This window comes from Rheinheimera lutimaris (genome assembly GCF_013283795.1).
Lineage (GTDB): Bacteria > Pseudomonadota > Gammaproteobacteria > Enterobacterales > Alteromonadaceae > Alishewanella > Alishewanella lutimaris.
The window spans coordinates 226,756-250,093 of sequence record NZ_JABSOD010000005.1 but is presented as its reverse complement, the minus strand read 5'-3'; the positions used below and the strand labels follow the sequence as shown (position 1 = coordinate 250,093).

Annotated in this window: 27 protein-coding genes and 1 tRNA gene; 21 read left to right on the top strand and 7 right to left on the bottom strand. The window is 48.8% G+C overall.

The window, feature by feature from the left end:
- Positions 1-6: 6 nt before the first annotated feature.
- On the bottom strand, positions 7-699 hold the full coding sequence (locus HRH59_RS07235; protein WP_173500598.1) for a sensor histidine kinase: 693 nt from the start codon (positions 697-699) through the stop codon (positions 7-9).
- A 163-nt stretch (positions 700-862) separates the two neighbouring features.
- Here HRH59_RS07235 and cysB point away from each other — a divergent pair, with 163 nt between their 5' ends.
- From cysB to HRH59_RS07220, 3 genes are all read left to right on the top strand, one after another.
- On the top strand, positions 863-1,840 hold the full coding sequence (gene cysB / locus HRH59_RS07230) for an HTH-type transcriptional regulator CysB (protein WP_173500597.1): 978 nt from the start codon (positions 863-865) through the stop codon (positions 1,838-1,840).
- A 40-nt stretch (positions 1,841-1,880) separates the two neighbouring features.
- Positions 1,881-2,741 carry a sterol desaturase family protein gene (locus HRH59_RS07225; RefSeq protein ID WP_178089491.1) on the top strand — a complete coding sequence of 287 codons (861 nt, stop codon included), beginning with the start codon at positions 1,881-1,883 and terminating at the stop codon, positions 2,739-2,741.
- 94 nt (positions 2,742-2,835) lie between these two features.
- Positions 2,836-3,648 (top strand): substrate-binding periplasmic protein, encoded by an 813-nt coding sequence (locus HRH59_RS07220; RefSeq protein WP_173500596.1) that lies wholly within the window; start codon positions 2,836-2,838, stop codon positions 3,646-3,648.
- Here HRH59_RS07220 and mutH read toward each other — a convergent pair.
- On the bottom strand, positions 3,645-4,316 hold the full coding sequence (gene mutH / locus HRH59_RS07215; RefSeq protein ID WP_173500595.1) for a DNA mismatch repair endonuclease MutH: 672 nt from the start codon (positions 4,314-4,316) through the stop codon (positions 3,645-3,647). The two genes, HRH59_RS07220 and mutH, sit on opposite strands and share 4 nt — an antisense overlap.
- Positions 4,317-4,696: 380 nt before the next feature.
- Here mutH and rppH point away from each other — a divergent pair, with 380 nt between their 5' ends.
- The 12 genes from rppH to hemN all read left to right on the top strand — a co-directional run bounded on the left by rppH (position 4,697) and on the right by hemN (position 16,069).
- Complete coding sequence (gene rppH / locus HRH59_RS07210) at positions 4,697-5,200, top strand: RNA pyrophosphohydrolase (protein WP_173500594.1); 504 nt, start codon at positions 4,697-4,699, stop codon at positions 5,198-5,200.
- 38 nt (positions 5,201-5,238) lie between these two features.
- Positions 5,239-7,497, top strand: coding sequence for a phosphoenolpyruvate--protein phosphotransferase (gene ptsP, locus HRH59_RS07205; RefSeq protein WP_173500593.1), 2,259 nt, complete (start codon positions 5,239-5,241; stop codon positions 7,495-7,497).
- Between the two features lie 63 nt (positions 7,498-7,560).
- Entirely contained in the window at positions 7,561-8,355 is a 795-nt protein-coding gene (locus HRH59_RS07200) for a sulfite exporter TauE/SafE family protein (protein ID WP_173500592.1), read from the top strand.
- A gap of 8 nt (positions 8,356-8,363) precedes the next feature.
- Entirely contained in the window at positions 8,364-9,182 is an 819-nt protein-coding gene (gene lgt, locus HRH59_RS07195; RefSeq protein WP_173500591.1) for a prolipoprotein diacylglyceryl transferase, read from the top strand.
- Positions 9,179-10,012, top strand: coding sequence for a thymidylate synthase (locus HRH59_RS07190; RefSeq protein WP_173500590.1), 834 nt, complete (start codon positions 9,179-9,181; stop codon positions 10,010-10,012). Before lgt ends, HRH59_RS07190 begins: the two co-directional genes overlap by 4 nt.
- 71 nt (positions 10,013-10,083) lie before the next feature.
- Complete coding sequence (locus HRH59_RS07185; protein WP_173500589.1) at positions 10,084-10,710, top strand: FlgO family outer membrane protein; 627 nt, start codon at positions 10,084-10,086, stop codon at positions 10,708-10,710.
- Positions 10,707-11,342, top strand: coding sequence for a FlgO family outer membrane protein (locus tag HRH59_RS07180; protein ID WP_173500588.1), 636 nt, complete (start codon positions 10,707-10,709; stop codon positions 11,340-11,342). The genes HRH59_RS07185 and HRH59_RS07180 overlap by 4 nt, the downstream gene beginning before the upstream one ends.
- Positions 11,343-11,420: 78 nt before the next feature.
- Positions 11,421-12,065: a FlgO family outer membrane protein gene (locus HRH59_RS07175; RefSeq protein ID WP_173500587.1), complete on the top strand. Its 645-nt coding sequence runs from the start codon at positions 11,421-11,423 to the stop codon at positions 12,063-12,065.
- A 69-nt stretch (positions 12,066-12,134) separates the two neighbouring features.
- The gene (locus tag HRH59_RS07170; RefSeq protein WP_173500586.1) at positions 12,135-12,935 is read left to right on the top strand and encodes a hypothetical protein; all 801 of its coding nucleotides are present in this window, start codon (positions 12,135-12,137) and stop codon (positions 12,933-12,935) included.
- Between the two features lie 123 nt (positions 12,936-13,058).
- Entirely contained in the window at positions 13,059-13,955 is an 897-nt protein-coding gene (locus HRH59_RS07165) for a HesA/MoeB/ThiF family protein (RefSeq protein ID WP_456239046.1), read from the top strand.
- Positions 13,956-13,984: 29 nt separating this feature from the next.
- Positions 13,985-14,518: a histidine phosphatase family protein gene (locus tag HRH59_RS07160; protein WP_173500584.1), complete on the top strand. Its 534-nt coding sequence runs from the start codon at positions 13,985-13,987 to the stop codon at positions 14,516-14,518.
- Positions 14,519-14,695: 177 nt separating this feature from the next.
- Complete coding sequence (gene hemN, locus HRH59_RS07155) at positions 14,696-16,069, top strand: oxygen-independent coproporphyrinogen III oxidase (protein WP_178089490.1); 1,374 nt, start codon at positions 14,696-14,698, stop codon at positions 16,067-16,069.
- A 171-nt stretch (positions 16,070-16,240) separates the two neighbouring features.
- On the opposite strand, the gene HRH59_RS07150 is transcribed toward hemN, so the two are convergent.
- Both HRH59_RS07150 and HRH59_RS07145 read right to left on the bottom strand, forming a co-directional pair.
- Positions 16,241-16,315 (bottom strand) — tRNA-Arg (locus HRH59_RS07150).
- Positions 16,316-16,363: 48 nt separating this feature from the next.
- Positions 16,364-17,503 carry a flagellar assembly protein T N-terminal domain-containing protein gene (locus tag HRH59_RS07145; RefSeq protein ID WP_173500583.1) on the bottom strand — a complete coding sequence of 380 codons (1,140 nt, stop codon included), beginning with the start codon at positions 17,501-17,503 and terminating at the stop codon, positions 16,364-16,366.
- A gap of 155 nt (positions 17,504-17,658) precedes the next feature.
- On the opposite strand from HRH59_RS07145, the gene HRH59_RS07140 reads away from it, so the two are divergent.
- Positions 17,659-18,120, top strand: a complete 462-nt coding sequence (locus HRH59_RS07140; RefSeq protein WP_173500582.1) for an LPP20 family lipoprotein — start codon at positions 17,659-17,661, stop codon at positions 18,118-18,120.
- Between the two features lie 83 nt (positions 18,121-18,203).
- On the opposite strand, the gene flgN is transcribed toward HRH59_RS07140, so the two are convergent.
- From flgN to flgA, 3 genes are all read right to left on the bottom strand, one after another.
- Complete coding sequence (gene flgN / locus HRH59_RS07135) at positions 18,204-18,638, bottom strand: flagellar export chaperone FlgN (protein ID WP_173500581.1); 435 nt, start codon at positions 18,636-18,638, stop codon at positions 18,204-18,206.
- Complete coding sequence (gene flgM, locus HRH59_RS07130) at positions 18,635-18,955, bottom strand: flagellar biosynthesis anti-sigma factor FlgM (protein WP_173500580.1); 321 nt, start codon at positions 18,953-18,955, stop codon at positions 18,635-18,637. The genes flgN and flgM overlap by 4 nt, the downstream gene beginning before the upstream one ends.
- A 77-nt stretch (positions 18,956-19,032) precedes the next feature.
- Positions 19,033-19,743 (bottom strand): flagellar basal body P-ring formation chaperone FlgA, encoded by a 711-nt coding sequence (gene flgA, locus HRH59_RS07125; protein ID WP_173500579.1) that lies wholly within the window; start codon positions 19,741-19,743, stop codon positions 19,033-19,035.
- 131 nt (positions 19,744-19,874) lie between these two features.
- Here flgA and HRH59_RS07120 point away from each other — a divergent pair, with 131 nt between their 5' ends.
- The 5 genes from HRH59_RS07120 to HRH59_RS07100 all read left to right on the top strand — a co-directional run bounded on the left by HRH59_RS07120 (position 19,875) and on the right by HRH59_RS07100 (position 23,331).
- Complete coding sequence (locus tag HRH59_RS07120) at positions 19,875-20,804, top strand: chemotaxis protein CheV (protein WP_173500578.1); 930 nt, start codon at positions 19,875-19,877, stop codon at positions 20,802-20,804.
- 16 nt (positions 20,805-20,820) lie between these two features.
- Entirely contained in the window at positions 20,821-21,654 is an 834-nt protein-coding gene (locus HRH59_RS07115; protein WP_173500577.1) for a CheR family methyltransferase, read from the top strand.
- Between the two features lie 75 nt (positions 21,655-21,729).
- Entirely contained in the window at positions 21,730-22,131 is a 402-nt protein-coding gene (flgB, locus tag HRH59_RS07110; RefSeq protein ID WP_173500576.1) for a flagellar basal body rod protein FlgB, read from the top strand.
- 2 nt (positions 22,132-22,133) lie between these two features.
- Positions 22,134-22,559, top strand: a complete 426-nt coding sequence (flgC, locus tag HRH59_RS07105; protein WP_173500575.1) for a flagellar basal body rod protein FlgC — start codon at positions 22,134-22,136, stop codon at positions 22,557-22,559.
- A gap of 10 nt (positions 22,560-22,569) precedes the next feature.
- Positions 22,570-23,331, top strand: coding sequence for a flagellar hook assembly protein FlgD (locus HRH59_RS07100; protein WP_173500574.1), 762 nt, complete (start codon positions 22,570-22,572; stop codon positions 23,329-23,331).
- Positions 23,332-23,338: the final 7 nt, after the last annotated feature.

Genomic DNA, 23,338 nt, shown 5'->3' with positions numbered 1-23,338 from the left:
TATACTTCATGGCAAAGTTAACCGGAACACACCACCACCGTATCTGCCGCCATTACGCAGTTCAACCGTACCCCGCACGCCTTTATTGTTGTGCGCACGTGCAATAAGCTTAGCAAAAAATATTCCAAGTCCGGTGTGATTGTTGGCCAAATCCGGCGTATTCATATCAATAGCATCGCTGTTAAGCATAAACTGCGGAAAACCGCCGCCATCGTCATGCACTTCCAACACCAGTAGCTGTTGCTGTTGGCTAATGCTAAGCAAAATACGCCGGTTACAATAGCGCAGTGCATTAGCTACAGCGTCATTAAGCAGGTTCATCACCAGGTCATAGTCAAAAAACCAGTGCAGGTTATCCGCCAACTCTGTTTGCAATTGCAGCTGACGTTGTTCGGTGTAAAACTGATTTTTCAGCACCAGCTCTTCTGCGATATCGGCCAGATAGTGCTGATCAATCTGCACCGGTAGCTGATTACGTTCCAACCGATACAGCGACAACAGTTGCAGCAGGTTGGAGTTCAGCCGGTTGGCTTCATAGTTCAGCCGTGCCAGTTCATCGCGGGCGTCGCCGGACAGCTGAGCACTTTCCTGCTGGATCAGTTCAGTAGACTGGATCAGCATGCACAATGAGTTCTTCATATCGTGAACAGTTGAAGCCAGCACTGAAGCAAAATCAATGGCCGGTACAGTTTTACTCATTTGGGCTCCTTAGGATAACAACGCTATGGTCACAAAAGTGGCCGGCAGCCACTATAGTTTTAGCTACCATTAGTTATAGCGGCAAGGAAATTAAAAATAAGTTGGAATATCTTGCCAGACAGGTATATTGAGCAATGATATGCCATTACCGGATCTGTGACACATGAAATTGCAACAGCTGCGCTATATCGTTGAAGTGTTGAACCATAACCTGAATGTTTCTTCAACTGCTGAAAGCCTTTATACCTCGCAGCCGGGGATCAGTAAACAAGTGCGCATGCTGGAAGACGAGCTGGGTATCCAGGTGTTTGGCCGCAGCGGCAAGCATTTAACCCACGTTACCCCGGCCGGTCGCGATGTAATTGACATTGCTCAGCAAATTTTGGCGAAAGTCGAAAGCATTAAAGCAGTAGCAAAAGAGCACACCTTACCTGATCAGGGTAAGTTAAATATCGCCACTACTCATACCCAGGCCCGTTATGCGTTGCCGCCGGTGATCAGCGGTTTTATGCAGAAATATCCCAAAGTATCTTTGCATATGCACCAGGGCACGCCACAGCAAATTTCTGAGGCAGCTTCGCGCGGTGATGCCGACTTTGCCATTGCTACCGAAGCCCTGCATTTATATAACGATTTGGTTATGTTGCCTTGTTACCACTGGAATCGCAGTGTCATTGTGCGTAAAGATCACCCGTTGCTGCAATTGGGCCGCAAAATCGCAGTGGAAGATGTTGCACAGCACCCTATTGTTACTTATGTATTTGGTTTTACCGGGCGTTCTGAATTAGACAGAGCTTTTGCCGCTAAAGGGCTTGAGCCGAAAATCGTGTTTACCGCCACCGATGCTGATGTGATTAAAACCTATGTCCGGCTTGGTTTGGGTGTGGGGGTTATTGCGTCTATGGCAATGGATAAAGAGCTGGATAAGGATTTGGTCGCTATTGATGCCAGCCATTTATTTGATGCTTCCACCACTAAAATCGGCTTTCGTAAAGGTGCGTTTTTACGTACTTATATGTATGATTTTATTGAGCGTTTTGCGCCACATTTAACCCGTGACGTGGTCGAAAAAGCCAATATGCTGCGCAACCAGGAAGAAATCGATCGCATGTTTGCCAGATTCGAATTACCGGTGCGCTAACCGGAGCAATATAATGTATGCACTGTTCGGGTAATTGCAGATGATCCCTGTAGAGCTGATTTTACTGCTGTTAAGTCCGTTGTTTGTTGGCTTTATTGCCTGGGAATGGTATCACAGCAAACAAGCGGTACCGGCCCGTTACCGTTGGCAGGACACGCTGGCCAATGCCGTGTTGGCGCTGTTGCATCAGGGCAGTGATATGCTGGCATTGTTATTGTTAATGCCATTTTTTCTCTGGCTGTATCAATTCCGCTGGTTCGATATTGAATTAACCGCCGGCACAGTTGCGGTAGCTTTTTTGCTGCAGGACTTTCTCTACTACTGGTTTCATCGCGCCTCACATCACATCCGCTGGCTGTGGGCCTCGCATGTAACCCATCATAGCTCAAGGTTGATGAACTTCAGTACGGCGCTGCGGCAAAGCCTGACTTATCCGCTGTCCGGTATGTGGTTGTTCTGGACGCCGATGATCATCGCCGGCTTTTCGCCCACTACTGTGTTTGCGGTAGTGGCGCTGAACCTGGCCTTTCAATTTTTTGTTCATACTCAGGCGGTGCGCTCATTGGGGGTATTAGAGTGGCTGTTTAACACACCATCGCATCACCGGGTGCACCATGCCTGTAACCCGCTTTATATCGATAAAAACTTTGGTGGCGTACTGATTATCTGGGATCGGCTGTTTGGCAGTTTTGTTGCCGAGCTGGACGACGAGCCTTGTCGCTATGGTATTACTGACGATTTTCAATCTGATAATCCGTTAACTATTACCTTTTATGAATGGCGCCGTATGTGGCGGGATTGTTTGGCGCAGCCGTCATTAGGCGGTATTGTCCGTACCTTGTTTGGTGCGCCGGTGAAACCACCGCCGGCAACAGCGCAAAAAACGTTATCCGGTGGTTAAATTCTGATTTTTTCGGCTGCTTTTTTGTTTAACCGGCAAAAGCAGCCGTTATGCACTAAGCTTGAGGCAATCTGATAACGCCTTGAGGTTTAATATGAAAACTTACACCTTGTTAGTCGTTGTACTGTTTTTGACTTTAACCGGCTGTAAACCCGCCATCCAAGATGCAGCACCACCTGCCACAGAAACCGCAACCGTCGTAGAACAACCGAACTGCAATATGACCATGGGCATGGATGCATGGGAGCCTTACCAATATGTCTCTGTCGGCAATACGGTTACCGGATTAGATGTCGAGTTGGTTCAGGCCGTAGCCGAAGGTATGCAATGTAAACTCGACGTTGTACAGGGCAGTTGGCTGGAATTACTTACCTTGCTGAAAGAAGGCGAAGTGGATTTTGTGCTTGGCGCATCAAAAACGCCGGACCGGGAAGAGTTTGCCTATTTTTCGGAGCCTTACCGCGAAGAGCGTTTTCAGCTGTATGTACGCAAAGGCCAGTCAGATTTACCCTTTACTGATTTGAAAGCCTTTATCGCGGCCGGCCATAAAGTCGGCATTGTCAATGAGTATTTTTATGGCGATGAAGTGGCGGCGTTATATGCTGATGAGGCACACAAAGATAAATTTGTCGGTGCCATTATCAGTGAGCTGAATATGGCCAGATTGCTGGATGAGGAAATCGATGGCTTATTGGAAGACAGCTTTGTCGGCGCTTCCATTTTACGGCGTAAAGGGCTGGATAAGTATATTCAGCCACACAGTATCAGCCTGGGGGCGTCAGATGTTTATGTAATGTTCAGCAAAAGCTCGGTAACAGAGCAACAGGTGCAGCAGTTTAACCTGGGCCTGCAGCAACTGCGCGACAATGGCAACTACAACCGTATTGTCGATAAGTACCGCAATTAAACAGATTGAAATTGTTGTTGTAACAAGCCGGCGGTGAAGCCGGCTTTTAAGTAAAAGCCCCGTGGCAAAGTACGGATTGGTTCGCCTTCAGCGCCGACAGCCGCAGTAAGTGCCTTACTGTTAGCTGCTTTGGGCCTTAACTGCAAAATTTTGCCCTGAGCCCCGCGAATAGACGCAATGCCCCCTAAACTGATTTGTTCCATCAGCTCTTCCCAGTCCTGCTGCAGCGCAAGTTGTTGCTCAGCATTGGGTTGCCATAAAAACGCCGTACCTACCATGCGCTCTGCCAGCGGGATGTTGCGCTCAGCCAGAATAGGCACCCACAACACACGTTGCAATTTTTGGCACACCCAGGACTCATGCCATTGCTGACCGGCAATACCCGTAAGCGGTGCAACACACACATAAGTGCTTTCCAGCGGTTTACCTTGCTGGTTAACCGGCAAGGTTTTCAGTTCAACAGCTAAATGCGGGAAATCCGGCTCGGCTTTTGAGCCGGCACTGGCGCCTAAGATTTGCTCTAACAATTGGCCGACCCAGCCTTTATCTTTTTGCAGGTTTTGTGGCACTGTCAGCTGCAATTGCGCGGCAAGCTGGCCTAATGTCATCCCGGCCAGAGCGGTGCTGCGGGCCAGCAATTCGTCAAGTGTTGCAGGAGAAGCAGGCATAATAGTCATTTAAAGCAAACGTTGGAATACGCTAGCATTTTTTCACTTAATTTACTGCTTAAAAACGCAGCAAACTAACTTACTCACAGCAAAAACCAGATTGGTGTTGTGTCAGTATTCCTGTAATTCATTGAAATAGTTTGAAAAAGTAAGATAAAAACCCGGGTGCTGCCTGGCATATTCAGAGTTATGCAGTGGTTAAACTGATAGTGTGCACAGTTTTATCAACAGTCTCTGTGAAAAAGTGCACATTGCCTGATGTTCTGCAGTGCTTGCTGTGGATAACTGTGTACAACCGACGTTGAAAATACCGTTTGCCCAAGTCCTGACTTTATGAAAGAATCTTTGACATATTGTTTTAAGATCCGCCAGAGGTTTGTGTGATCGATGCCGAAGGTTTTCGGGCCAATGTCGGCATAGTGATTTGTAACCACCAGGGACAGGTGTTTTGGGCAAAACGGTATGGTCAGCATTCCTGGCAATACCCACAGGGTGGCATTGATGACGGCGAAACGCCGGAACAAGCAATGTTTCGTGAATTACATGAAGAAGTGGGCCTGACGGCTGAAGATGTGGAAATTATTGCCACAACGAAGCATTGGTTAAGGTATAAACTGCCGAAACGGTTAATTCGCAAAGACAGTAACCCTGTGTGTATAGGCCAGAAGCAAAAGTGGTTTTTGCTGCGTTTGACCTGCGCTGACGAAGATGTAAATTTACTTAAAACCACGCATCCTGAATTTGATAGCTGGCGCTGGGTCAGTTATTGGTATCCGGTGCGCCAGGTTGTAGCGTTTAAGCGTGAAGTTTACAGAAAAGTCATGAAAGAGTTTGCTCCGGTCGCTTTGCCGTTTATCCGCCGTGAAGGCAAGAAAAAGAGTTAGTAAAGCAGGTTAACCGCTGAACTGAAGATGGGGCTCTTATGTTAGGCCAGTTAAGGCGAATAGTTCAGGATGTAGCACAAGAGCCGGTGCTTCAAAACGCATTAGCCGGTTTAGTCTCAAGTGTTAAGCAGGCACTGGCAACCGAATGTTGCTCAGTGTACCTGGCTGATTATGAACAACAGCACTTTATGCTGATGGCTACTGACGGCCTTAATCCTGATGCTATCGGCAATATTGCTATTGGCTTTTCTGAAGGCTTAATTGGCTGGGTAGGCCAGCGTGAAGAGCCCATCAATCTTGCCAAAGCGCATTTACATCCACGGTTTAAAGTTACCCCTGAGGTAAGTGAAGACCGTTTTTCTGCCTTTTTAGGCTGTCCTATTATTCATCATCGCAAAGTGCTGGGCGTGCTGACTATCCAGCAGGGCGCAGACCGTGTTTTTAATGAAGATGAAGAATCGTTTTTAGTTACGCTTGGGGCCCAGCTGGCATCAGTGCTGGCCAATGCTGAGATGCGTCAGGCCGTCAGTGAAACAACCGCTGGCCATACTCAAACCGGGCAGCTTAAAGGTTTACCCGGTGCGCCCGGTATCGCCATCGGCGAAGCCTTTGTACTGGAACCGGCAAATGATTTTAATGCCATTTCGCTCAAGCGCTCAGAAGAGCCGGAAAAAGAACTGGCGCATTTTTATCGTGCAGTAAAAATAACCAAAGCAGAGTTTAACCGGCTGGCCGAGCGCATGAGCGGCCATTTACCGCCGGACGCACTGGCTATTTTTGACGTATATCATCAGTTACTTGATGCCGCCAGTCTCGGGCGGGAAATAGAGCAACAAATTGCTCAGGGCTGGTGTGCCAAAAGCGCATTAAAACGGGTGGTAGAAAAGTTTGCCCGCCAGTTTGATGATATGGACGACCCTTACTTGCGCGAGCGCGGCACTGACATCCGGGATTTGGGCCAGCGGGTGTTAAATAATTTGCTGGATACCGAGCAGCGTAAAATTAAGCTGCCGGCCAAAGTGGTGTTGGTAGCCGACAATGTTACCGCAACTATGCTGGCAGAAGTGCCGCGCGAGCAATTGGTGGCAATAGTGTCGCTTAAAGGCTCGGTTAACTCGCATGCGGCTATTATGGCGCGTGCGCTGGGTATTCCTGCGGTAATGGGCGTAGACGAGCTGCCACTGCTGCATTGGCAGAGCCAGCGCTTGATAGTCGATGGGTACCAGGGGCATATTTTATTGTCGCCGGTAGAGGCGATATGCGCCGAATACCAGCGTTTAATCAGTGAAGACGCGGCATTAAATGCCCGTTACCTGGCCGAAATAGCCCTGCCGTCGAAAACCTTGTGCGGCGCCGGGTTTAACCTGATGGTAAATTCCGGTTTAGCCATAGAACTGGAAACCACAGAGCCGCAATACACCGGCGGCGTGGGTTTGTATCGCACAGAGTTTCCTTTTATTATGCGCAGCCGGTTTCCGACGGAGCAGGAGCAAATAGAGCTGTATCGTAAGGTGCTGGAGAATTACCCTGATAAACCGGTGATAATGCGCACGCTTGACGTAGGCGGCGATAAGGCTTTGCCTTACTTTAGTATTATGGAAGAAAATCCGTTTTTAGGCTGGCGCGGTATCCGTTTAACGCTGGATCATCCGGAAATTTTCCTGGTACAAATCCGCGCCATGTTAAAAGCTAATCTGGCGCTGGATAACCTGCATATTTTACTGCCGATGATCACTGACCTGGCCGAGGTGGACGAGTCAATTCGCTTAATTAAACAAGCCAGTTTTGAAGTCAGTGACGAGTTAGCGATTGATTTACCCAAACCGAAAATTGGCGTAATGATTGAAGTGCCGTCGATTATGTATCAGTTGCCTGAGTTAGCGCGCAAGGTAGATTTTTGCTCTATCGGTACCAATGATCTAACCCAGTACTTATTAGCAGTAGATCGCAATAACCCCAGAGTGGCCGGCTTATACGATGCTATGCATCCTGCGGTATTGCGTGCGCTGCATCAACTGGCACAGCAGGCAAACGGCTTGCAGTTTCCCATCAGTGTTTGCGGGGAGCTTGCCGGCGAGCCGGCAGGCGTGTTGCTGCTGGCGGCGATGGGGTATGAGAGCTTTAGTATGAACAGCAGCAATCTGGCAAAAATAAAATGGCTGCTACGCCGGGTAGAAATGTCTGAGCTGGCCTTATTGCTGCCTGAAGTGTTGGCCTGTCCGTCGGCTAAACAGGTGCGCGCGCATATTCAACGCTTTTTAGAGCAAAAACAATTATTAAGTCAGTTACGTGCCTGATGCTGTGCCGGTTACAATAACAGCTTACTACACCGGCTGGCGTTTTCCGCTTACAGGAACATTGTGTTAACCATTACTCTGCTTGCTTTGTTAGTTGGTGCTTTAGTTGGCTTTCTGGCCGGACTACTTGGAATTGGCGGTGGCCTTGTTATAGTGCCGGTACTGGTTATGCTGTTGCCGGCCTATGGCGTTGTGCCGGCTGAGCAAGCCATTCTGATTGCCGTGGCCACTTCGCTGGCGTCTATTATTGTTACCGCGACATCATCGGTTTTAGCACATCATCGCTGGGGGGGCGTGCCCTGGTCGGTAGCAGGCGCTATTATGGCCGGTGCCGGCATCGGTGCCTGGAGTGTCGGTTATCTGGCACATAATATCAGTGGCGCTTTATTACAGCTGATTTTTGGTGGCGCAGTGTTATTGTTAGCGCTGCGAATGTTGGGCTCACGTTCTACTGTTGGTAAAAAGCCGCTGCCCGGCAAAAGTGTTTTGGTAATGATTTCCGCCGTGTTAGGCGGTATTTCCAGTTTACTGGGCATTGGCGGCGGTGCTTTGTTTGTACCTGTGCTGAACTACTTTTCTGTTGATATGCGCCGTGCCATTGGCTGTGCCGCCGCCAGCGGTATTGCTATTGCGGTGTTCGGTACACTTGGCTACGTTATTGCCGGCTGGCAACACTACCGGTTGGCGGATGGTTTTATCGGTTATATTTATTTGCCGGCGTTGCTGGGTATAGTGGCCACATCGGTATTTACGGCTCCGCTTGGCGCCAGGTTAACGCAAACTTTGCCGGTGCTTACAATTAAGCGGGTGTTCGGGGTTTTCTTACTGCTGGTATCAGCAAAAATGATGTTTAGTTAAGGGTAGTTATGGCTTCTGGTTTTATAACATTTCCGCAGATAGACCCGGTGATTTTTTCTATCGGTCCGATAAGCCTGCGTTGGTACGGGTTAATGTATCTTATCGCTTTTGCTATTGCCTGGTGGTTGGCAAACCGCGCCGCTAAAAAGCCGGGCTCCGGCTGGACAGAGCAGCAGGTCAGCGATTTATTGTTTATCGGCTTTCTCGGCGTGGTGCTGGGCGGCCGTGTTGGTTATGTCTTGTTTTACCAGTTTGAACTGTTTATCAGTGAGCCGTTATATTTATTTAAGATTTGGACCGGAGGCATGTCGTTTCACGGCGGTTTACTGGGCGTATTGCTGGCCATGTTCTGGTTTGCCAAACGTAACAATAAGCCTTATCTGCAGTTGGGCGATTTTGTGGCACCGTTAATACCACTTGGCCTGGCGGCCGGGCGTTTAGGTAATTTTATCAATGCCGAGCTGTGGGGGCGGCCAACCGACGTGCCTTGGGCGGTATTGTTTCCGGGAGCCGGCCCCTTGCCCCGTCACCCATCGCAGTTGTACGAGTTTGCACTGGAAGGTGTGTTGTTATTTATCCTCGTCATGCTATACCGCCGCTTTAATCCGCCGGCCGGCAGTTTAGGTGGCTTATTTTTAGCCGGATATGGCGCCGCCAGATTTAGCGTAGAGTTTTACCGTGAGCCGGATGCACACCTTGGCGTATTATCGGCAGGCATGTCGATGGGGCAGTGGCTGTCCCTGCCAATGATTATTGCCGGGGTAGCACTGATAGTGTATGCCAATTTCAGCAAGACAAAACTGACGAAGCAGGGTAGTAAAGCATGAAGCAGTATCTTGATTTAATGCGCCATGTGCTTGAGCATGGCCATAAAAAAACCGATCGCACCGGTACCGGTACCATCAGCGTGTTTGGCTACCAAATGCGCTTTGATTTGCAGCAGGGTTTTCCGCTGGTGACCACCAAAAAATGTCATCTGCGCTCTATCATTCACGAATTGCTGTGGTTTTTAAAAGGTGAAACCAATATTGGTTACCTGAAAGACAATGGCGTGTCTATTTGGGATGAGTGGGCCACAGCCGACGGCGAGCTGGGCCCGGTGTATGGTGCGCAGTGGCGCAGCTGGCAGGCGGCAGATGGCAGTGTTATTGACCAGATAAGCCAGCTAATCAGTGATATAAAACGCACGCCGGACTCCCGTCGTCTAATCGTCAGCGCCTGGAACCCGGCAGTGCTGCCGGATACTTCGGTGTCACCCAAACAAAATGCCGCCCTTGGCAAGCAGGCATTGCCGCCGTGCCATACCTTGTTTCAGTTTTACGTTAACGACGGTAAGTTGTCTTGTCAGTTGTATCAGCGCAGCGCAGATATTTTTCTTGGCGTACCCTTTAATATTGCCAGCTATGCGCTGTTAACGCTGATGGTCGCGCAGGTATGCGATTTAGCGCCGGGTGATTTTGTGCATACCTTCGGCGATGCGCATTTGTATTTAAATCATTTGGAACAGGTTAATACGCAGCTGGCAAGAGAGCCTTACCCACTGCCGCAAATGCAGTTAAATCCTGCTGTTAAAGATATTTTTGGCTTTAGCGCTGCTGACTTTACGCTGCTGAATTATCAGGCCCACCCGCATATTAAAGCACCGGTGGCGATTTAACGCCAAAACCCCGCCGCTGTTTCTGGCCCGTAATTTGCTTAAGCATTGCAGGTCAGAAGCAGAGGTTGCTCATGAAAGTCATAATTTACCGTGTACTGGCAGTATTGCTTGCCGGTTGCAGTGTTGCAGGTTGCAGCAGTGTAACGCCGGCGGGGCAGGCGGCAAAGCAGCCTGCGCTTAGCGAATACCCCTTGCATTATTATACCCAACAGTTAGCCGACAGCCTGTTTACTCAGGTGCCGGCACAAAGCACGTTGGCCCGGCCGGCAGCAGAAATTGCGGTAGCAACGTTTTTGCCGGTAAACAGTTTATCCCTGATTGCGGCCGACGACGCACAAATACAGCTGGCGAATCAGCTTAGCGAAAGTATGCTTACGCATGCGCGCCAGCGCGGTTTTGTCGTTTATGATTATCGTCTGCGCGAGCAACTGCTATTACAGAGCGATCATGAACAGGCACTGTCGCGGCAACTGGCCGATATCGGCAACCTCAGTGATGCCGACACCTTACTGGTGGGTACCTATACCGTAATGGAGGACGGGATGCTGTTAAATGCCCGGCTGATCAGTATCCGTAACAAACAAGTATTGGCAGCGGCCAGCGGCTTTGTACCGCACAATGTGCTGTGGAGCCGGCAACAGGTTGGTAAACGTGGCGATAAGCTATACCGGCAACGATATACAGGAGAACAACGATGAAACAGATATTACCTGTGTTAAGCATACTGCTGTTGGCAGCTTGCGCCCGTAACACCACAGAGCAAGCGGTAGTGATGGCACAGCCCGAGCGAGATCAACGCCTGGCCGGCGTATCGCACTTTCAACGCACCGCAGCTGATACCTCAAGCCATGCTTTGCCATTACTTACTGCCAACGAGTATTCGCGGGTATTGGTGCATGAATTAATGTCAAACCACCGTGCCGCAGAAGAAACCGGCATGGTTGGTGTCACCGATTTTGCTTATGTCGATACCGCGCTGGATCAAGGCTCAGTGCTGAGTAACCATTTAAGTGAAGCTATAATGTACGACTTGCATAAGTTTGGTGTGGCAGTGCTGGACTATAAAGTGACCGACTATATCCGTGTTACACCAGGCGGTGATTTCGCGCTGAGCCGTGATTTCACCGAGTTAAACGCAGAGCAACCCATTCGCTTTGTGGTTACCGGCACCATGACAGCACATAAGCAGGGTGTGCTGATCAACGCCAGATTAATCCGTATTGATAACAAACAGGTTATTTCTGCAGCCAGGACTTTTATGCCGGAGCAGGTAGTGCGGGCAATATTAAGCCAGCGTGGCGAAGACCGGCTGAAACTGAAGCAAGGTTAACGCATTTTCAGCTAAAGAAAGTCGCTGTTGCCGCCGATAGCTTACTGAATAAGGTATTCAGTAAAGGCAGAGGTAGCAATGAAAGTATATGCAGTATTGGCGGGACTGTGCTGTTTGGCCGGTTGTCAGGTATTTAGCCCCACAGCGCAGCCGGTTACTTGTCAGGCTTGCTCCTCACCAGACGCAGAGGCTGAAGCGGCTACAGCGTTATTAACGCAAGAGCAGCAACTGCAGCAGTTAGCCGGCGGCAATTATCTGCCGGCGGCAATCGCCAGACCCACTAAACCGTTGTCAGATTACGCCGCCGACCTGGCGCTGCAACTCATGTTGTCCATGCAGTACGATACAGCAGAACCTACCATCGCCATCAGCTCCTTTGTATTATTTGACGCAAACCTGGATGATAGTAACGCCCTGGGCAATCAACTGGCCGAACATCTGTATATGCAATTGCAACGCTTAGGCGTGAAAGTCGCCGATGTTAAATTGGCACGGCAAGTTCGTGTTACGCCGCGCGGTGATTTTGTCTTCAGCCGCGGAGACTATCTGGACATGCAACAACAGGCCACTTATGTACTCAGCGGCACTATGCTGCAGGACAATGCCGGTACAGTAGTAAACGCCAGGGTTATGCATTTAGTGTATAAAACCGTGATCGCCAGCGGACAAATTCATATCCCGCAATTTGTATTGGCTGCGTCCTTCGCACGGCAAACTATTTAGTTTAAGCCGCTGCAATGCCGGCCGGAATAGTTTGGAGTTGAAAATTAACAGGATTCATTCGGGGGCGGAATGTTAGTTAGCAACAGAAAGTTGAGTTTTGAAACGCCTAAACCAAATGCTCCGGATAATGCAGCCGGGGCGCCGGTTAATAACAGTAAAAATGACGCTAAGGCCGCTGAAATTGGCCTGAGCCAACAAGGACAGAATCTGAATTATTTGTATCAACAGTCACTTAGTTCAGCTAAACAAAACCCTTCCCCTGTTTACATTAGTGTAGATAAACGCGTTGAATTAGTTACTGAGTCGGTAAATGAAATTGCCGGGCAGTCAGGGTATGAATACACACCAGAGCAAATAAAAAGAGTAGTAGAAGATGTTGTTAAAGAGATTAACATCAAAGAGCTGCCGCGCGGGGATGTAAATGCGGGCAGCGGTTCAGTGTATGCGTTTCTTAGTGGCACCGATAAAGCTACATTGGCAGATGCCTATCAGCATGCGTTGGATAATAACAGCAGTTTAGACGATGTACGTTTTGCTGCGTTCAGTTTGGCAAGAAGCAGATTTATAGAGGCAAAAATAAACTCCGGAACAACCTGGGCTGTACATAATCCGAATGAAAGTACGGGTACAGTCAAGTCTGACGATGTTGAAAAGGCAGCCCTACGGGAGGAAACAATAAGGTCCGGATCTGATTACGTTAAATCACTACCTGAACAGCTAAAAAAGCGCGGGTTGTTTCAGTCTAACCCTTTTTTGCAAAGTCCGTTATTGCAAGATGTGTCATCTGCTCAGCTGATGCATAAAGTACCTTCCTTTCTTAGTGGAAAAGTAACCGAAGTAAACTATAACACAGCGTACAGCAGAATTTGACACTGGCAGTGGTAATGCACTGCCAGTGCTCAAATGGTAAGAGTTACGCAAATTTATTACCTCTGATTTATATGGCGTTATGTGTAGCTATGATAAATTGAACCCTGCTAAAACAGGCTTGAAATGCGCGGCTTTGCTCTCCGGTATCAGCCAGGCACAGACCTGAACAGACAGCGCAGGATAAATCTTATGACTACACCCGTTAAGCATGCCGAACTTACCGCTCAACAAGCCATGCGCTATAGCCGGCAGCTCATGTTGCCGGCGTTGGATTTTTGCGGCCAGGAGGCGTTACTGGCCAGCAAGGTATTACTGGTTGGTATGGGCGGTTTAGGCTGCGCCGCCGCGCCATATTTAGTGGGCAGTGGTGTTGGTAGCATAACACTGGTAGACAATGACACTATCGACAGCAGCAATTTACAGCGACAAATACTGTACCGTGAANTCGACAGCAGCAATTTACAGCGACAAATACTGTACCGTGAAGCTGATATCGGCCAGAGTAAAGCCGGGCAAGCGGCAGCTGGCTTGCGTCAGTTAAATTCTGAAATTGATATAAATGCTTTGCAACAGCGCTTAACTGCTGATGACTTAGCGCAGCTGGTGCCGCAGTTTTCAGTGGTACTTGACTGCAGCGACAACCTCACTACCCGCAATGCCATTAACGCCGCCTGTGTTAAAGCCAAAGTGCCGCTGGTCTCCGGCGCCGCTATTCGTTTTGAAGGCCAGGTTGCCAGCTTTAGTATGCAAGGCGACGGCGCCTGCTATTACTGTTTAAGCCAACTGTTTGGCGATCAGCAGTTAAGCTGCATGGAAGCCGGTATTTTAAGCCCGGTAGTGGGTATCATCGGTACTATGCAGGCGCTTGAGGCAGTAAAAATTCTCGCCGGTGTCGGTACACCGCTGTATGGTAAGTTACAGCTGTTTGATGGGTTAACCAGCCAATGGCGCCGGTTTAACCTGGCTAAAGATCCCGGCTGTAGTGTATGCGGTAACCAGAGCCAAGATAACGCTGTATAGCCGCTGGCAAACTCAAAAATTGGATTGAGATGAAACTACGACGATTGATAAAACCGGTAGCCATAGTAGCCAAATTGGCTTGCCTGCCTGGTATTTTTCCGGCCCTTTGTGTAGCGCCGGCTTTGGCTGACACAGTGTATTTAGTACGCCATGCTGAAAAACACATTGCAGACAAAGATCCGGCGCTTACTGCCTGTGGTCAGGCGCGTGCCGAAGCCCTGGCGACCAGCCTGGCGGGCGTTAAATTGGCCGCAGTTTATGCCACACCCTATCAGCGCACACAGCAAACTGCCGCTGCAGTGGCTCAACAGCAGCAGCTTGATATAACGCAGTACGATCCACGTCAGCCAGAGGTTTTGCTATCGCAGTTAAAGGCGCAAACCTTGCCGGTATTAGTGGTCGGGCACAGCAATACGGTGCCTGAGTTAGTGAAGCAGTTAAGCGGTATCGCCATGGCTGCGCTGACAGAGCAAGACTATGATCTGTTATATCAGGTTAAACTGACTGCACCGGCCAGTGTCAGCATCAGCAGGCAGAGTTTCCGCTGTAAACAGGTGGAATAAGGCTGAAATAATCAGCTTAGCTAAGCTATTCCGCCCGTTGCCACTAAAACGTTTTGCTGCAAAGGTGTGGTGTGCAGATACTCCTTCGTTAAGCTGCGGCAGATCAAAGTTAACACGCTAAACCGGCTCTATACTAGCGCTTTGCAACCTTAGCTAAGTGTAATAACAGAGGTACAGATGGCGCCGGATATAAACAAGCTGCAGTGGGACCCACAGTTAATTGGCAAGTACAATATTAACGGCCCGCGTTATACTTCTTACCCCACCGCGCTGGCACTAAGCACCGATTTTGAGCAAACACAGATCCAAACTGCCATCAGCCAAAGCTTAAACGAGCTAAGCCTGTACCTGCATATCCCGTTCTGCCATAAGCTGTGCTACTACTGCGGCTGCAATAAAGTAGTGACCCGACATCAGCATAAAGCTGATACTTATCTGGATGCGTTAGCTCAGGAGATGGCGTTTTATGCGCCGTTGCTGGACACTAAGCGTATTAACCAACTGCATTTGGGCGGCGGCACGCCGACATTTTTAACCGAACTGCAGCTAAGCCGCTTAATGGCATTGTTGCACAAGTACTTTAGCATTAACCCGGATGCTGAAATCAGTATTGAAATAGACCCTCGCAGTTGCAGTGACGCTAAGCTGCGGCATTTACGCACGTTGGGGTTTAACCGGGTCAGCTTTGGCGTGCAGGATTTGGACGAAAAAGTGCAGATTGCCATTAACCGCGTGCAGGATACCGACCTTATCCGCCATCAGGTGCAGCTTAGCCGAACGCTCGGCTTTAGCTCAATTAATCTTGACCTGATTTACGGCCTGCCGTATCAGCAAGCAGTCAGCTTTAGCGAAACAATAGAGGAAATTATCCGTTTAAACCCGGATCGTATCTCGTTATTTAGCTATGCGCATCTGCCGCAGCGCTTTGCTGCTCAGCGTAAAATAAGCGATGCCAGCCTGCCGGATGCGCCGTTAAAGCTTGAGCTGATGCAGCTGGCGATAAACCGCTTTGTCGGCGCAGGCTATCAGTTTATTGGTATGGATCACTTTGCAAGGCCGGACGATGCACTAGCCAAAGCGCAACAGGCCGGTAAGCTGCAGCGTAATTTTCAGGGCTATACCAGCGCCGGCCAGGATGCGCTAATTGCCCTGGGCGTTTCCGGCATCAGCCAGGTAAGCGGGGTACTGTGGCAAAACAGTAAAGACTTGCCAGCCTACTATACGGCGATTAGTGCCGGCGATTTGCCTGTAGAGCGCGGCTTTAGTTTAAATGCCGACGATAAACTGCGCGCCGCGTTAATCAGCCAGCTTATCTGTCACTTTGAGTTGAACATCGAAGCTTTTAGTCATAAATGGCGGGTGAATGGTTTTTGGCAATATTTCGCCGATGCCTTAGCACGCTTGCAGCCGTTTATGGAGGACGGTCTGGTTGAGATATACGCTGAGCGTATTAAAGTTACCCACGCAGGCCGGCTATGGGTTCGCAGCATCTGTGCTTGTTTTGATGCATATTTAGCGCCGGGAGGGCAACAGTACTCTAAGGTAGTTTAAGACGCTGTACAGGTAAGTCCGGCAGAAACTTTTCTGCCGGGAGCACGCAAACGCTGCTATGCACAACAAGCTTTGCATGGAAAAGTTGTTTGAGAAAGCGGCGGAAACAATTAAAGGTACACGTGGTTTTCAAGAGAATCAGACCATATATGACGGGGATGTACTGTCTTTTGGCTGCCCCAGCAGGAATCGAACCTGCAACTGCCCCTTAGGAGGGGGCCGTTATATCCATTTAACTATGGGGCAACGGCGCGAAAGTGTAGCAGAGAGCGCCGGCGTTGGGAACCTGAGCTGTTAATAACCGCTGCTTTTCCGTACACTTACCACATCACCCGGTTGAATATGTTGCAATAGTTGTTGCTCTGTACTGACGGCCTGCGCGTTACGATCGTTCAGGTTTGTTACCTGCAACTTAACCGGGCTTTGTAACAGGCGTTTTATCTGCGGACTGCCGGGGTTGCGTTGCAACTGAAACAGCTGCAGTTCGTCACCTTGCTGTAAACCATGCATTTCGCCCAGTGCCAGTGTGATCTGGTTGTTTTTTACCTGAACTACCGTGCTGAGTAGCGGTTCGCATTGCAGCTGTTGCTGTACATCTTCAGCCACGGCTTGCAGTACCTGGTCGATTTTTTGGCCATAGGGCATTTGCCAGAATGCCTGACTGTGGCTAAGCGGAGTATTGTTGCTTTTATAAGGCCAGGAGGCACTGGTACGGTACTCCTGCTGATGCACTGTACTTTGCTCGAATAAGTCATACAGTGTGATTTCTATCGCGAAGAAGCGCTCTTTCTGATCTTGCTGCCAGAAGCGGCTGGTGGTTTGGCCGAGCGATAAATCGTTGATAGCGGCACTGAGCACATAACGGTGGCCGTCGTTAAATAAACGGTCAGTATCCGGGTATACCAGTTGCTGTGGCGTTATGCTGTGGCTAAAGCGGGTTACCAGTGCGGTTGGGCTGTAGTCACGTAAATGGCGCTCCAGTTGCGTTGTGGCGTCGATACCTAATTCGAATAGCCGGCCATAAATAGCATCTTGCCTGGCGCGCAGTTGCACCTCGCCCAGCAATAAGGGTTTGCGGTAAGTGTTGCCAACGCAGCCGGACAACTGGGGTTCTATATCTACCCGTATGCTAACGCTGATGACATTGCCGCTGCGGCTTTCTGACAGCAGTTGCAACTGCTTAATTTCGCCGTTACTAACTACGCCAAGCTGCTCTGTCTGCAACACGCCGTTAAGCATTTGCTGCGTGCTGCTGAGGCTGGCGCCGGCAAACAATGCGGCGCGTTTTACCGCATCATCAATAGCGGCTTGTCTGGCGGCTTCGGTATTGCCTTGCTCAACAATGGCCTGGCCGGTGGCTTCATACCAATCAGCACTCAGGCCGGTACTGAAAAGCGTCCAGGCAAGTACACTGAACATAACATGATTTTTCATAACTTCCTTAGCCATAGCCAGCGTTTTAATCTTGATAATTAAATAAGCAAAATACATGCCTGAATGCTGGCGCGGATTTTGCTTTTAGTTAAAGAGAACTAAAGAGAACCATAAAGAGCACTGGTTTAACTCAAGGTACCATCAGGGGAAATATTATGAAGCTGTTACTAAGTGCCGGTATCGTTGGCGTTGTGCTGCTTGGCGGCTGTTCACCCTTATATAACCGCCATGTGGAGTATGCCGATGTCAGGCCGGAAGCCTTTCCGCTGATACGTGCGGTAGGGTATGCACCTATCAGTGCGCAACACGGGGCAAATGCCGAACACAAAATGCTGGCAGCGATGAAAGCCTCTAAGTTAGACGCCTACCGTGAGCTGACTGAGATTGTGCATGGCCAAAAAATTGACGCCGGCAATAAATTGCAAAATATGGTGTTGCAGGACGAAAAACTGTCAGCATCTGTACAGGGCGTGATCACCGGAGCTAAGGTCGTTAAAACCTATGCGGTGGATGATGTCTATATTACGGAGCTGGAGTTGGATTTTGAGCAGGTGTATCAGGTGTATCAAAACACCAAACCAAGACAAACCATTAAAAGTGTGCGGTACTATTATTAAAAAACGTATTAAAAAGGGAATTAAGCTGGGGGGCTAAGTAAGGCGGGAGCGGCTGATGCAGCGGGCTGTTCCAGCTTTGCTGCTCAGGCTTTAATACCCTTACCTTTATTCTCTACTGCAGGTTTGCCTTTGCTGGTATAGGTTAAGCCTGCTTTGCCTCTGCTGGATAATAATTCTGTTTTAAACCGCGCCAGCGTCAGTTGACTTTGCTCTAATGTTTGCTGGTTAATATCGTTTTGGCGTTTGCACTCGTCTAACAAAACATCCAGTGCGGCGACTTTTTCTTTAAACCAATCCTGCTGTTTGTGCTGTTCTAACTCCGGTGCTGCAGCCAACCGCCTGTCGGTTTGTTGCAGTTGGTTCAGCGTGTCAGCTTTAGCGTGGGTTAATTGTTCCAGCGTGGCGATGTCACGGGCGGACAGGGCGGCAAGTTCTTGCCGTAACAACAACAGCAGCTCATCCAGATGCTGCTGTTGCTGGTTTAACAGGGTGATGATGGCACTGGCAGTGTCGGTCATTTTTTGCTGAATATTTCGCTTTCAAACTGCACAATACGGCGCGCCAGTTGCTCAACATTAATTTTGTACTTACCTTCAGCAATTGCCTGCTTAATTTTATCGACCTTTTCCTGGTCAATGCCACTGCTGTTACCGGCTTTTTCAGTCAGTTTAGAAAACTGCTGCGCTTGCGGGGTAATAGACACAGAATCTTGTTTCTGGTTAGCAGCCTGGCTGGCATTTTGCTGCACAGTCGCCTGCTGACGCTGAACATTTTGTTCAACTTTGTCAGTTTTAACTTGCGGCGTATTTTGCAAGTTGTTGATATTAATAGCCATGTTCGGACCTCATCACCTTAATACAGTTCCTTATGTTCAGGTTAACGGCGTTAAACAGCAAAACTTTAGTAAAATAATCAAAATTTAACGCTGACACGGTTTACGGCAGTTACCTCGGCAATTATTGCCCGCTTCGACTGACGATTTAACACGCTGATGGTATCACCAAGGCTGCCATCATTTTGTGCTATGCCGGTTGCCGCTACCTGCAGTCCGTTGTCGCTTACTGATATTGTAACAACATCTCCCTTACAGACAAGGCAAAGATCCTGCAAGGTGATAATTTGACCTAAAGACAGCGATTTTTTGCTTTTTGCACCAATAATCAGGCTTTCGTCGCTAACCAGGCTGCCGCGGACAAAGCGTCGTTCACGGCTGTCTGTTGTCAACATATCGGCACTGATCAGTGTACCGGTAGTAATATTTTGCGTCATCACCACGGTACGGACAATTTCGTCTATTCTTACCGGAACATACAGCAGCCAACTTTGTTCTGTATTGCAACGCAGTTGGATGGTATTTTGCCGCTGAGTGATATCTTGCGACAAACTCAGTTGTAGCGGGTTACTGCAGTGCTTGTCACCGATACGGTTATCCAATGGTGTTATGTTTATCTGCAGCTCCCCCAGGCGTTCCTCTACCTGTTGTTCCAGCCAGGTTGCGGCAAGCTCAGTCAATTGACCCGGAGTATAACTTTGCGGGTCGGCGGCGCGCACTGTATTGCTAAAGCATAATGCGGCAACAGTAACGGTAAGTGTCTGTTTAAATAAATTTTCGTACTTTTTCATAAGGTTTCGGCTATGCTTTATTGGCCAGGGGTTATAACATAGCGCAAAAAGTTGACGCTATAGCTAGATAACCGCTTTGTGTTGTGACACTAAGCAAGAATCGATCCTGAATGTATATAGAGGAGTTGCCGATGGCGAGTATTCTGGACTCGGTAAACCAGCGCACCCGGTTAGTCGGGCAAAACCGGCTTGAGTTGTTGCTGTTTAAGCTGGCAGGCCGTCAGCGCTACGGTATCAATGTGTTTAAGGTGCGCGAAGTGTTACAGTGCCCGCCGTTAACGGCTATTCCGAGGCAAAATAAGTTTGTGCGCGGTATTGCCCATATTCGTGGCCAGACTATTTCAGTTATTGATTTAAGCCTGGCCACCGGCGGCAAGGCCATTGAAAATACCAAAGACAGTTTTATTGTGATTGCAGAGTATAACCGTTCGGTTCAGGGCTTTTTGGTTAATTCGGTCGAACGCATTATTAATATTAACTGGGAAGCTATTATGCCGCCGCCCAAGGGCACCAGTGGCAAGCAGAGCTACCTTACTGCGGTAACCGAGATAGACAAAGAGCTGGTTGAAATTCTTGACGTGGAAAAAATTCTGGAAGAAATTTCGCCGTCACCTACCGCTCTTACCAAAGAGTTAGACACGCAAAGTATTAGTGCTGACCTTGGAGAAAGGCTTATTTTGATAGCAGATGACTCTGCTGTAGCTCGTAACCAGGTAAAACGAGCGCTTGAGGTGTTAGGTGTAAAGATGCACCTGGTAAATAATGGCCGCGAAGCGCTGGAGTATTTGCAGCAAGTGGCAAAAGAGTGCAAGGAGTCGGTAACGGAAAAAATCGGTTTACTGATTTCTGATATAGAAATGCCGGAAATGGACGGCTATACCCTGACAGCCGAGATTAAGCTGGAGCCGAAATTAAAGAAATTGCATGTCATTTTGCATACTTCGCTCAGCGGTGTATTTAATCAGCAAATGGTACAAAAAGTTGGCGCAGATGATTTTATCGCTAAATTTAATCCGGACGAGTTAGCCGGTTCTGTAGAAAAGTGGCTGCATGCTGATTAATCGTTAAGGATAACCGGTGCCAAATAAAGACCTGCAAGATAAAGAATATGTGTTGTTCCGCGATTTTCTGGAGCAACAGTGCGGTATTGTGTTGGGTGAAAACAAGCAGTATCTGGTAAAAAGCCGGCTTGGTCCTTTGATGCAACGTTTTTCTGTGGCGTCACTGTCTGAGTTGGTCAGTAAGACGTTAAGCCCGTTTGAACGTCAGCTACGGTCTGCTGTTATTGATGCCATGACGACCAATGAAACATTATGGTTTCGTGATACCTATCCGTATGAGCTGCTAAAAAAACAAATTTTGCCGGAGCTGGAAAAAACTTGCCGCACCGTCAAAATTTGGTCAGCTGCCAGCTCCAGCGGCCAGGAGCCGTATTCTATTGCTATGACGGCAATGGAATATCAGCAAGCCCGGCCCGGCGCCTTTAGTCTGGGGGTTAATATCCTCGGCACCGATATTTCCAATACCATGCTCGAACACTGCCAGCGCGGTGAATACGACGGCCTTGCGCTATCACGCGGTTTATCGCCGGAGCGGCGCAGTAAGTTTTTTGAAGACAGTGGCAAAGGCATGATGCGGGTAAAAGACCCGGTGCGCAAAAACGTCAGCTTTCGTCATCTTAACCTGTTGGATAGTTACACTCTGTTGGGTAAATTCGACATTATTTTTTGCCGCAATGTGCTTATTTACTTCTCTGCTGATGTAAAAGCAAAAATTATCCGCCAGTTCGCCCAATCACTGAACCCGAAAGGCTATTTATTTCTCGGTGCGTCCGAGTCCTTATCTAGCGTTAACAGCGATTTTGAGATGATCCGCTGTAATCCGGGTATTATTTACCGTAAAAAGACCTAGCATGCTCCCTTCTTAAAATATTTGGCCTGAGTTTTGCATTTGTTTTGCCATCGGTAATTCAGAGGTGGCAAAAAAATGGCAATCAGTTTTGAAAAAGCATTTGGTATGCACCCTGAAGCCATGCTGGTTCGTGATCGGCGGGCTCAGGTATTAGCAGAAAATATCGCCAATGCAGACACGCCCGGCTATAAAGCCAAAGACGTGGATTTTCAGCAAGCGCTGAATAATGCCAAAGCACGTCAATCCGGCGCTATGGCGCGAACCCATGAAAAGCACTTTCATATCTCTACCGCCGCACGGCACGAAACCCAATTTCGCAACCCGGATCAACCCGACACCGGTGATGGCAACAGCGTAGACATTCATCGCGAGCGTAACGCCGTGATGCAAAACAGTCTGGAATACCAAACCAGTATGAGCTTTCTTAATTCCCGTATCAGTGGCCTGAAAAAAGCCATTACCGGCGGAGGACAATAATCATGAGTGCATTCAATATTTTTGATATCAGTGGCAGCGGCATGACAGCCCAGTCGGTACGGATGAATACCACCGCCAGTAACATTGCCAACGCTAACAGTGTCAGCAGCAGTGTGGACCAAACCTATCGTGGCCGTCACCCGGTATTCGCTGCCGAGTTGTCAGAGGCTAAGCGGCAACAGGGTGATGCCAGCGTTGGTGTTAAGGTGTTAGGTATTGTTGAATCCGATGCGCCGTTAAATGTGGAATATGCGCCCAATCATCCGCTGGCGGATGAAAACGGCTATATCTACAAGCCCAATATCAACATTATGGAAGAGATGGCGAACATGATGTCGGCATCGCAATCTTATGAAACCAATGTGCAAACCGCCGAAGCGGCCAAGCAAATGGTCATGCGCACCTTGCGCTTAGGCCAGGCAAACTAAGGGCACGATCATGACCACTAATGTAAATAACAATACTGCCCTGGATGGCATGTATTGGGATAACAAAGATAAAACACCGGATAAAAATAACGGTGCTTTAACGCAGTCAGATTTCTTTGCTTTGCTAACGCAGCAACTGGCGTTTCAGGATCCAACCAAGCCGGTAGAAAACGATCAGATGATTGCTCAGATGACCAACTTTACTATGGCTGACGGTATTGGATCTTTGAACGAGAGCTTTAAAGGCTTCGCCGAGAGCATGTCGTCAAACCAGGCGCTACAAGCTTCGTCTTTGGTTGGACGCAGTGTCTTGACACAATCAGACGAAATTGTGTTTACCGGTGAAACCCTGGCGCGCGGCAATATCGAACTGGATAAACCGGCCACGCGGATGAAAATCAGTATCGAAAATGAAAAAGGCGAACTGATCCAGAGTTTTAGCGTTGATAATCCGAAAGTGGGTAAAAACGAATTTATCTGGGATGGTACTCATACCGGCTCCGGCGCGTCATCTGGTGGCAGCTCAGCTGAGGGTGATGAGATCCCGGCTGATGGCGATGATGAAGAGGTTATCGACAGGGTTAAAGCCGGTGTCTACAAAATTAAAGTTGATGTTAGTTATAGCGATGGTACCAATGCCAGTTTACCGGTGAATGTCTATACCCCGGTAGGCAGCGTTAGCATGAACGGTACCGGTGGCGGAATTATGTTAAACCTGATTGGCCTTGGCGCCGTGAAATTAGGTGATGTGTTAGAAGTTTCTTACGGTTAACAGTGAG